Source organism: Microcoleus sp. S13_C3 (assembly GCF_036700905.1).
In the GTDB taxonomy this organism is placed as follows: domain Bacteria; phylum Cyanobacteriota; class Cyanobacteriia; order Cyanobacteriales; family Microcoleaceae; genus Microcoleus.
Genome location: NZ_JAUBPT010000225.1, coordinates 1 through 10152, shown reverse-complemented (window position 1 = coordinate 10152; position 10152 = coordinate 1). Strand labels below are relative to the sequence as shown.

General features: G+C 48.0%; 5 protein-coding genes. 2 read left to right on the top strand and 3 right to left on the bottom strand.

Annotation, left to right across the window (positions count from 1 at the left end; genetic code table 11):
- Positions 1-60: 60 nt before the first annotated feature.
- Both QUA16_RS33870 and QUA16_RS33865 read right to left on the bottom strand, forming a co-directional pair.
- The gene (locus QUA16_RS33870; protein WP_333108884.1) at positions 61-483 is read right to left on the bottom strand and encodes a clostripain-related cysteine peptidase; all 423 of its coding nucleotides are present in this window, start codon (positions 481-483) and stop codon (positions 61-63) included.
- A 56-nt stretch (positions 484-539) separates the two neighbouring features.
- Positions 540-7220, bottom strand: a complete 6681-nt coding sequence (locus tag QUA16_RS33865; RefSeq protein WP_333108883.1) for a translocation/assembly module TamB domain-containing protein — start codon at positions 7218-7220, stop codon at positions 540-542.
- 524 nt (positions 7221-7744) lie between these two features.
- Between QUA16_RS33865 and QUA16_RS33860 the strand changes: the two genes are divergently transcribed.
- Both QUA16_RS33860 and murQ read left to right on the top strand, forming a co-directional pair.
- Positions 7745-8119, top strand: a complete 375-nt coding sequence (locus QUA16_RS33860; RefSeq protein WP_333108882.1) for a DUF3110 domain-containing protein — start codon at positions 7745-7747, stop codon at positions 8117-8119.
- A 443-nt stretch (positions 8120-8562) separates the two neighbouring features.
- Entirely contained in the window at positions 8563-9477 is a 915-nt protein-coding gene (murQ, locus tag QUA16_RS33855; protein WP_333108886.1) for an N-acetylmuramic acid 6-phosphate etherase, read from the top strand.
- Between the two features lie 209 nt (positions 9478-9686).
- Here the strand turns inward: murQ and QUA16_RS33850 are convergent, their stop codons facing one another.
- Positions 9687-10049, bottom strand: coding sequence for a hypothetical protein (locus QUA16_RS33850; protein WP_333108881.1), 363 nt, complete (start codon positions 10047-10049; stop codon positions 9687-9689).
- Between the last annotated feature and the right edge of the window lie 103 nt (positions 10050-10152).

Sequence of the window (10152 nt, the reverse complement as noted above, 5' to 3'; positions counted from 1 at the left end):
ATGTCGCTCATGTTTCTGTGTCAAAAAACCTTTATGATGTGATATTACCACGAAGTGTTACTATTTTGGAGATGTCTTATGACCTAAAAATACAATAGCCCAGCGTTTGGCTTGAAATTGAGATTGTGCCCAAGTTAGATACTCACTCAAGACTTCTGCACTACTACTATCTGCTGTTTCTAAGTATTGCGTATCAACTTTACCTTGGCTAATGATGCTTCTAGAAACTTGTGCTGAGCCACTAAAGTCTGATTGTACTACGACCAAAACCTTGTCATTTTTTACACCTTTACTTAGCATTTGAATAATTGGTTGTCCGAATCTTGAGAGATTATTGTCATAGGGCATCCAGTATAGTAATATCCAGTCATAATGATTTTTGACCGTACTTCCAAGCATATATTGGTCTCCGGAGTAATATATTGTCTCTATTAAAGAACTAATACTTACTGTGATTAATTTGAGGGCTTCTCTTCTTTTCACCTTCTCAGCTCCGGGTTGAGGATCGTTAGCTTTTTGTAGACAGTATTTTTTGCTAACTAAAACCTCAATTCATATTCAGCGGTGACGCGATTGTCTCCTTGAAAATTACTGGAACTTCTGAGTAAAAGTTTATCGCTCAATCGATAGCGCACAGTAAATTCAGTGGGTTGATTTGCTGACAAAACTCGAATGATTGATGCTGAAATATTGCGCGTGATGTCAAACCCAACTTCTAAACCTAAGCCGAGAGAACCCGCACCAGAACTGGAACTAGCAGTTTGTGCTTCGTTGCCTCTAATCCGAGTGGGAAATAAGCGAAATTCGCTCAATCCTGTGGCGTTGGTAACCGCAGATTGAAGGTTGTTCAATAAACCCGCACCGGCTAAATTTGCGATCGCCAGTGTACTGTCTCCCTGTCCCAAAGTCTGCACGAAACTGCCGCCCAACAGCGCTACAATCTCTGTTTCCGATCGACTCGGAGAACTCCTTAACTCCAGACTTTCCGCCAACTGAGAAGCCCTTCCCTGCACTAACGCTTGAACTCGGACACTCCGCACATTGCCGAAACTTGTCGGTTCGTCTGCTATTTCAGAGGCTACAGAGGCGCCGGGAGTGCGGAACCGCGTTACCTCCTGCACCGAAGTTGCTAATCTCACATCCAGTGTCGGATCGAGTCCTTGTGTTGGTATAAAGGTAGCAGTCTGCGCGTATCCTCGATCGAGTCTAAACTGCGTCGTAAACAAATTCACCGACCCGGAAGTCAACCGAATCGTACCCTCCGGGCGAAGGTCATCTAAAGTTCCATTCACCGTCAAGCCCCCAGTCGCCTGAAAACTCAATATCGGCGCACTCGTTACCCGAATTCCCCGGCCCAAATTCAGCCGCAAATCGTTCAATCCAACTTCAAAGGAAGGGGAAGGGGAAGGGGAAGGGGAAGGGGAAGTCGCAGCAGAAGGGGAATCAGAAACCTCAGTCGCAGGGGAAGGGGAAGATGTGGAATCAGAATCAGAAGCAGAAGAGGAAGAAGCTAACTCTGTTCTGCCGCCGCCGGGACTTCGGAGAAATACTTCACCGTTGTACAGTTCAATATTACCGCTCAACTGCGGACGCCTAGCCGTGCCCCTTGCCTGCACTTGACCGACTACGCCGCCGCTGTACAATCCTCTGAGGTTCACTGCCAACTTGTCTAAATTTACAGCCAAGGGATTATCCGCATCGACATCGCCCTCCGCAAACGGCACAGACAGCGGAATCACGCCAGCGGCCACAACTTCTCCCTGACTCAACTGTCCCCGAATTCCTTCTACCCGAATACGATCCCCCTCAAAGCGCACCGTCCCAGTTAGCCCTGTCAGCGGTTCTGGGAAGGCTCTAGCCCGGACGGTTGCATTTTCAAAATTCGCAATTCCTTGCGCTACAGGGTCTTGCAGCGTCCCTCCTACGCGAATTTGCACCTGTCCCTTGCCACTGACCCACGCCACTTGCGGAGTCAATACATTAATAATTGCCAAACCTTCATTTTGCAAATTCGCCCTCAAATCAATTTGATTGCTATCAGCCTTCACGGTGGCAAACGGCAACTCAAAAGGCAAACTTCCGGCGACCTCAATCGGTTCGGTTTGAGTTACCAAAGCGCTGCCGCCAAAATTCAGGCGGGCATTGCTGTAACTGAAACTGCCGTCGGCTTGTTTAATCGGTTCTCCGTTTAGCGTGCCCTCAAGCAAACTCAATTCTCCGGTGGCTTGCGGGTTTTCCAAACTGCCGGCCAAATTCGCCCGCAAATTCAAATTTCCCGTGACATCCACAAAAGGCAATTCCACCAATTTTGCTAACTCTTCCACCGGCACATTTTCTACCCGCAACTGCCCGGATTGAGCTTTTTGTCCGAGTTGTCCAGAAAAGCCGATCGCACTTTTGCCCGATCGAATTTCCAAAGGCAAAACAGTTAAGATCCCGTCCTGAAAACTGCCTTCAAGGCTGAACTTTTCAGCGACATATTTTCCCCACTGCCAGTTATCACCTTTCACGTTAAATTGAGCTTGCACGCCCGTCTGCAAAGAACCGGCGACAGCAATTTCCGCGCCAAAAGTGCCTTGCAATTGAGATAAGGGAGGCAATTTTTCTGATGATTTTACTGCTTGCTGCTGCTGCAAAATTGTTTCAATTTCTGCCAAGCGGCGCAACTGTTCGATTAGCGGGGCTTCTGGTTCTCCTACTGCTACAGTCTGCACGTCGCCACTGTCACCGTAAACCGGAGGTTTTAAGCCTCTCGCCAAGTCGCCTAAATTGAAATATTGTAAAGCGGTTAAAACCTGCTGCAAATTGCCTTGCTGGACGTTAACTTTCCCGGCAAATTGCGGGTTTGCGCCTGTTTGAACATTACCGGAAATTAAGTATTGACCGCTGCCTTGGCGGAATATGCCATTTGTGAGAGTGGCGCTGCCGTTAGCGTAGCTGAACTCGGCTTGGAAACTGTCACCTTTAATGTAGCCGATCGCCGGTTGGGCGATCGCAATTTGTCCGCTTGCTTGCAAAGTCGCCGGATTTAACGGCATCTTCCAACCGGGCACATTTACTTGTCCCGAAACCGTACCAGTTATCGGCCCCAAACCGGCCTCTTTCCCCGGTGATAGATTCAAAGCAGCGAGGGGAAAATCGCTTAAATTAACTCGCAAAGTTTCTCCCTCGGTTTGGCCCCTAGCCACAGATTCCCCGCGTTGAATTAAGAAAGATGTCGGCAGAAAAGATTGATTTAAAGCTACTTCAATTTTGTCTTGGCGACCGGCCAAACGCAAATCTACACTTTTCCCAGAATCCGCATTGACACTCCCCGCGAGTACCGGGTCAAAAGCGATTTGATTTACTGCTAAATTTCGCACTTCCACGTCGCCAACTAAGCTGAGGGCGGCGAGGGTTCCGGTGAGGCGGCCGGTAAAATCGACATTGCCGCGCAGGGGTGGGTTTTGCTGTGAGGAATTTTTGTCCGCCACGGTGGACAAAAATGCTAGTTGTTCTGCAGGTAAGGCTGCCAGGTTAAAGTTGGCGAGTTTGACATCCAAATCTAAGTTGGAAATTGAAGGCCCTCCTTTACCTGCGAGTTCGACGTTAACAAAGCCGTTGGCTGTCAAACCGGGAGTTGTGGCGTTCTCAATTTCCACCCGTTTGCCGTCCCAATTAAATGCTGCCTCGAAAGGTTGTTTCAAAAACGGCAATTCCGAGATGCGGAAACTGCCGCCGGCGCGAACATTTTGTAGGGGCGGTGCCCCCGTGCCCGCCCCAATCGGGCCGGATAAATTGATATTGCCGTTAAACAGTCCTGCAAGGTGGGGGAGATTTTGGGCATCGGAGACTACACCTTCGGGTTGCAAGCTTTGTCGCTGGGCTTCAAAGGCTTGCTGGAAGCGACTTAGAGCAATTTGCTCGCCCTCGATAGACGCGCGCCAATTCCCCGATGCAGCGCGGCCTTTAGCATTGACAATTCCTCCGCCGTTGGCGAGTCGAATTTGTCCGTCGCCGTTGGCAGTGATGCCGTTGGCGGTTAGATTATCTACTGTTCCCAAAATGCGGACTTGGCCGTCGAGGGTTCCGTTAATTTCTGGCGGTAAATCCGCTGTTAGCAAACCTGTTTGTTTGAGGGTTTGTTCTAAATTATTGACGGCAATTCCGTTTGTTGCAAGCATTGCTTGCAAGTTGCCGTTTTCTAATTTTGCTGTAGTGTCGATCGCCCCGAGTCGATCGACCAAAATCCGTCCTTCTCCGCTACCACTAATTCCCTTGGCTGTCAAGTTATCCAAACTGCCCGCTGCTTGGAATTGGCCGTTAACTCTGCCGTCAAATCCTTTAGGCAAAGTCGCCGTTAGTGGAAACAGTTGGGTATTGCGGATTGTTTGTTCTAAGCGACTGAGAATAACTCGATCGGCATCGGCGAAAGCTTGCCAGCGTCTGTCTTCTAATTTACCTCTAAAAGCAAGAGTACCGTCCCCTATATTGAGTTTGCCGCTGCTGCTGACGCCTATGTCAGCGGCGGTGGAATTATCAAGATTGCCGCTGGCTTGAATTTGATTGGATATTTGTCCCTCAAGCGATTTGAGATTTTGGATTTTGGATTTTAGATTGTTGATATTGGCGACTGTTTGGGGATTGTCAGCAGTGAAAGCTAAGCCAACATCTAACAGCGGCAATCCTAAATCTACCAAGCGGCTGATGGAAGTGCGATCTGTTTCTGCCGTTCCCTGCCAGTTTCCGGCTACCAATTCTCCTTTAAAATTAACATCACTGCCGGCAAGATTGAGTCTGCCGCTGCCGATGGCATTGATGCTGCTAGCAGTCAAATTGTCAAGACTTCCCGATGCTGTAAATTGACTCGATAGCAGTCCGTCAATCGATTTTAGATTTTGGATTTTAGATTTTAGATTGTTGAGATTGGCAGATTGCTGATTTTCGGGATTGAATGCTGAAGCCACATCTAAAATCGGCAGTGTCAAATCTACCAAGCGGCTGATGGAAGTGCGATCTGTTTCTGCTGTTGCTTGCCAGTTTCCCCCTACCAATTCTCCGTTTAAATTGACATTGCTGTCGGCAAAATTGAGCCTCCCGTTGCCAGTAACATTGATTCCGCCCGCAGTCAAATCGTCAACATTTCCCGCAACTTGAAATTCACCGGCTAGCTGCCCGCCTAACGATTTTAGATTTTCGATTTTGGATTTTAGATTGTCTAGATTTGCGGTCGTTTCCCGTGCTAAAAACGGCAACCCAATATCAATCAATTGATTGACAGCAACTTTTTCGGTGTTGCCAAAAACTTGCCACCTGCCCGATTCTAGTTCGCCATCAACATCAACAATACTGTCAGCAATATTCAGCGTTCCTTTGCCCCTTGCAGCGATCGCATTTAAACTCAAATCGTCCAGAGTCCCCGCAGCTTCGACGGTTCCGCTGAACAAACCAACCCGTTCAGGAGGCAAATTAAGGTCTGGCAGGGCTTGCTGCAAACTGTTGAGATCCACGCGATCGCCCTCGATCAAAGCTTGCCATTGACGGTTTTTTAGCGCAGCATCCACCTTCACAGAAGCATCGCCAATTTTCACAACAGTATTTTGCAAATCCGCCGAATTTCTTCCGGCTCGAATTTCGCCCGCAGCGGGGAAAGTTGCTTGCGGTGCTTGCCATTGAACTCTAGCTTGAATGTTGTCTAACGGGCCGAAAATTTGAGCTTTTGCGGACACACTGCCAATGTTAACAGTAGCAGGAATCGGGAGAGCGTAAATTTTGGCGATCGCGTCTCCGGGTACATTTTCAACTTGGAAGTCAAACACCAAACCCGATGGCGAATTCTTACTTTTTAAAGCAATATCGACTTCACCTTTACCGCCAATTTTACCCCCCGCCGCCGGCACTAGCAAAATATCGCTCAAAGTCAAAGCTAAAGAGGAAAACGGGGGAATAGAAGATTGAGAATTGGGAGTTGGGGTTTGAGCCATTCTCCCGCGTTCCAATTTGAAATTAGTGCTAATATTGTTTAATTGCAGTCGATCGACCGTAGCGGGTTTGGTCGAGGCGATCGCACCTGTGAGCACCGGCAGATCAACGGTTCCAGTTAGCTTGGCATCCGCCTTCACCTCCCCCGCAACAGCCACGGGTAATACTACTTTCTGCCCTAACTCTGTTTCCACCGCACTGACAACACTTGCAAAAGCGACTGGTTGCACGTTAGTTGTCAGATTGAAGCTAGCTTGTTGGAGATTAAAATTAGTTCCCGTTGCAACAGTGCCTGCTATTCTCAGCGGAATTAGACCGTAATTCGCCGCCAGACTATCGACAATAAAATTAGTTCCCTGAAACCGCAACTGACCGCTGCTATTTTGTATGATTTGTTTCAGTGGAGCAATACTCGCTTGCACTCCTCCAAAACTAGCCGTTCCGGTAATTCCCGATACTTTATTGTCTCGCACTTGCAAGGTCAAATTGCCATTGGCCAGACCTTTTTGTAAAGAAATGCCGGAAAGTCTTAGCAAGCGAGCGATGTCGGGTAAAGGCAAATTTTGACCTTGCAAATGCACGTTAGTTTGAGCCGCCGGTAACAGAGAATCCGCTTTTACTATAAAATTATCGCTATTAGTAAACTGACCGTTGAGTTCGTAGAGAACGCGCTGATTTTGGTCGCGAAATAGAGCACTGCCATTATTCAAATTTACAGAAATCGGAGCCGAAGTTTTCTGTCCGACTGCGGGACTCGGAACCAAAACTGCGACGCCATTTTCAGCTCGAATTGCTTCAAGTTCAGTTTTAAATAAACCCGGAGATTTCCGCTCCGCAGTGGGAAGATTAACCCAGCGGCCTTTAGCATCCTGTTCGATATAAGCGTTGGGTTTAACTAAGGTAATATCTAATTTGAGAGTGCGGGTGAACAGCAGTGGCCAGATTGAAAATTTCACTTCCACTGCTTCTGTAGAGGCGTAATCCGGATCCGTAGGAGTTGCAGGTAAAGTCGATCGGCCAAACCGCAAACTTGTCAGAGAAAATCCCTCCAAACGTCCGAGTTGCACGGGCCGCTTCAGCAACTGGCTGACTTCAGTTTCCACCAAAGGAGCTAACTTTTCCCGCACCCACTGGTATCCTAGCGCCGCCGCAACCAAGGCGATAATGCCCAATCCCGTACCGCTAAGCAGCAGCAGACGCCACCAGCGGCGGTGGGGAGGGGGTGCGAGTTGATTTTTGTTATCGTCCGAGTTAGTCATGGGTGTTTCTCAGAAATCAGAGAATTCAGGAATTAAGGGAATCAGCCGATTTTAGACAGGTATAATTTCTGCGATCCGCCAGCGTGGCTTCTGCCTTTGGTAGACTCACAAGTGAGCTCCGAAGTGCCGATCGGGCGTAAGCGTTGCCCGCCCCTACGGGGGCTACGCCAACGCAGAGGATCGAATTTCAAGATTCACGTCCCACTCCGGGGCAGAGTCCAATAACCTTTACTAAACTTAATCAAAACACGCAACACCACCTAATACCAAGTCCTCCAACTCCCCTAAATCCTCTCGATCCCGCTAGTGCAGGCTCGGTGGTCAATCTAAAATCTAAAATCTAAAATCTAAAATCTAAACACGTCCCCCTCCAGGGTAGACTCCAGAAACCTTTAGCGAACTTAATCAAAACACGCAACACCACCTAAAACCGACAGTCAATCTAAAATCTAAAATCTAAAATCTAAAATCGCACGATCGCTCCTAAGATAAAAAAACGGTGGTTAAGAAGGTCTTTAAAACTTATGCGAGTGTTCGTCTTACTCTTCAATGCCCGCACCGAGAATGAGGGAATTCATACCATTCAACTCGGCGATCGCAATAAAGTTCTGATGTTTGAGTCAGAAGACGACGCCACCCGCTTTGGCGTGATGTTGGAAGCTCAGGATTTCCCAGAGCCCACTGTCGAGGCGATCGACGATGAGGAAATTAAGGAGTTCTGCGATAGTGTTGATTATGATTGGGAACTTGTGCCGGCGGGCGCGCTGGCGATCCCGCCAGAAGACAATGTAACACAGACTCAGTGGCAGCCGGAGCAGGAGCCGGAGTCGGAGCCGGATTCTGACGTTTCCCAAAACGAACTGGATTCTATTCGCCGCCGACTCGAAGGACTTTTGTAATGGTCATTAGTCATTAGTCATTAGTCATTAGTCAGCAGTTATTGGTAATGGGTAATGGGTAATGGGTAATTGCCTCTCTCTCGGAAGTAGATTTAGCTGAGATGTTGCACCATTCTCAATTAGCCGTAGGGGCGGGTTCGCCAACAGCCTTAAAGCTTGCAAATAGGTTCTATAAACCCGCCCGATCCCACGAAAAATCCTCTTATTGAGATTGCTGCAAGATGTCAGTTTAGCCGATCGCCCGAACCGGAAATTTCGAGCCTTTGAGTCACGACTTCACCAAGCTCACCAGCGGGCAGGCAATGCGTACCCTATTGTGTACACCTAATGACTGTTGACTGTTGACTGTTGACTGTTGACTGTTGACTGTTGACTGTTGACTAATGACTAATGACTAATGACTAATGACTAATGACTAATGACTAATGACTAATAAAAAAAACATGAAAAATTTAGAAGAAAGAGGGCATCTGCTGACGGAACAGGTGAATGCCAACAGCGAGAATTTAGACCAACTCAGTTCGATCGAATTAGTGGACTTGTTCAACCGGGAAGACGCCCAAACCTTAAGCGCGATCGCCCGCGCCCGCGAACAGTTAGCCCATGCGATCGACATTGCAGCCTACTCTCTGCGTCAAGGAGGCCGCCTGTTTTACGTCGGTGCGGGTACTTCCGGGCGTTTGGGGGTGCTGGATGCGGCCGAGTGTCCCCCCACCTTCTGCACGCCGCCAGAACTCGTACAGGGCATAATTGCCGGGGGTGCGGGGGCTTTGGTGCGGAGTTCGGAGGATTTGGAGGATCGGGCTGAGGATGGGGTTGAGGCGATCGCCCACCGTCACATTACCAACTTAGATGTAGTTGTCGGGATTACGGCTGGGGGTACGACGCCGTTTGTCGCGGGCGCTTTGCAGGCGGCACGCCAGCGGGGGGCGAAAACTGTGTTTATGGCCTGCGTACCCGTCGAACAAGTGAATTTTGAGGCTGATGTTGATATTCGGTTGTTGGTTGGCCCGGAGGTAGTGGCTGGTTCGACGCGCTTGAAAGCCGGTACAGTAACAAAAATGGCTTTAAATATCATTTCCACTGGGGTAATGGTGAAGCTGGGCAAGGTTTACGGCAATCGGATGGTTGATGTGGCGGTTACTAATAAGAAATTGCGCGATCGGGCTGTGCGGATGTTGCAGGATTTGACTGATTTGAACCGGGATGAGGCGGGTTTTTTGCTCGAAAAAAGCGGCAAGTCTGTAAAATTAGCTTTGATGATGCACTGGACTAATTTGGAGAAGGAAGAGTGCGATCGCATTTTGGGAGAATTTCAAGGAAATTTGCGATCGGCTGTAGCATCAATTAGTCCTTAGTCAGTCATTAGTCATTAGACCTCTCCTAAAAAGGATTTCAAACCCTTGCAATGTCTGGGTAAAAACTTAATTTTTGGAGAGGTATATTAGTCATTAGTTATCTGTCATTAGTCATTAGTTATCAGTCATCAGTCATCAGTCAACAGTCAACAGTCAACAGTCATTAGTCATCAGTCAACAGTCAGCAGTCAACAGTCAACAGTCAACAGTCAACAGTCAACAGTCATTTGCGATATCGATGCAAAAAATTGTGAAATCTCTTCAGTGGATCTGATGTGATAAACACTTTTGGTATTTTGGGCGCGATCGACATACTCGCGATATCTGGGAGTCAAATACTTGTGACACAACCAAAGAGCACGGTAACTATTAATTGAACTCTTCAATATCGGACTGTTTTGGGGCCAGCCTTCGGGCGGTATAAACTTACCTGTAATCAGCCGTTTAGTCACCCACCAGAAATGCACGTATAATGGCAGATCGACAAAAACCAGACTATCCGCCTCATTGAGTCGAAGCCAGACGGTTTCCATGCAGCCAAACCCGTCAATAATCCATCGGTCAGTAGCCAAAATTTTCTCATGGGTATGCTTATATTAGTAGGTCGGTATAAAAAAACAAAGGTAAGTAAAGAAATGTTAACAACTAGAATTGGAACTGAATTTAAAGCGATTA

Coding starts and splice junctions, on each gene's coding strand:
- QUA16_RS33865 (WP_333108883.1), bottom strand. CDS start 7,220: ATGACTAACTCGGACGATAACAAAAATCAACTCGCACCCCCTCCCCAC.
- QUA16_RS33860 (WP_333108882.1), top strand. CDS start 7,745: ATGCGAGTGTTCGTCTTACTCTTCAATGCCCGCACCGAGAATGAGGGA.
- murQ (WP_333108886.1), top strand. CDS start 8,563: ATGAAAAATTTAGAAGAAAGAGGGCATCTGCTGACGGAACAGGTGAAT.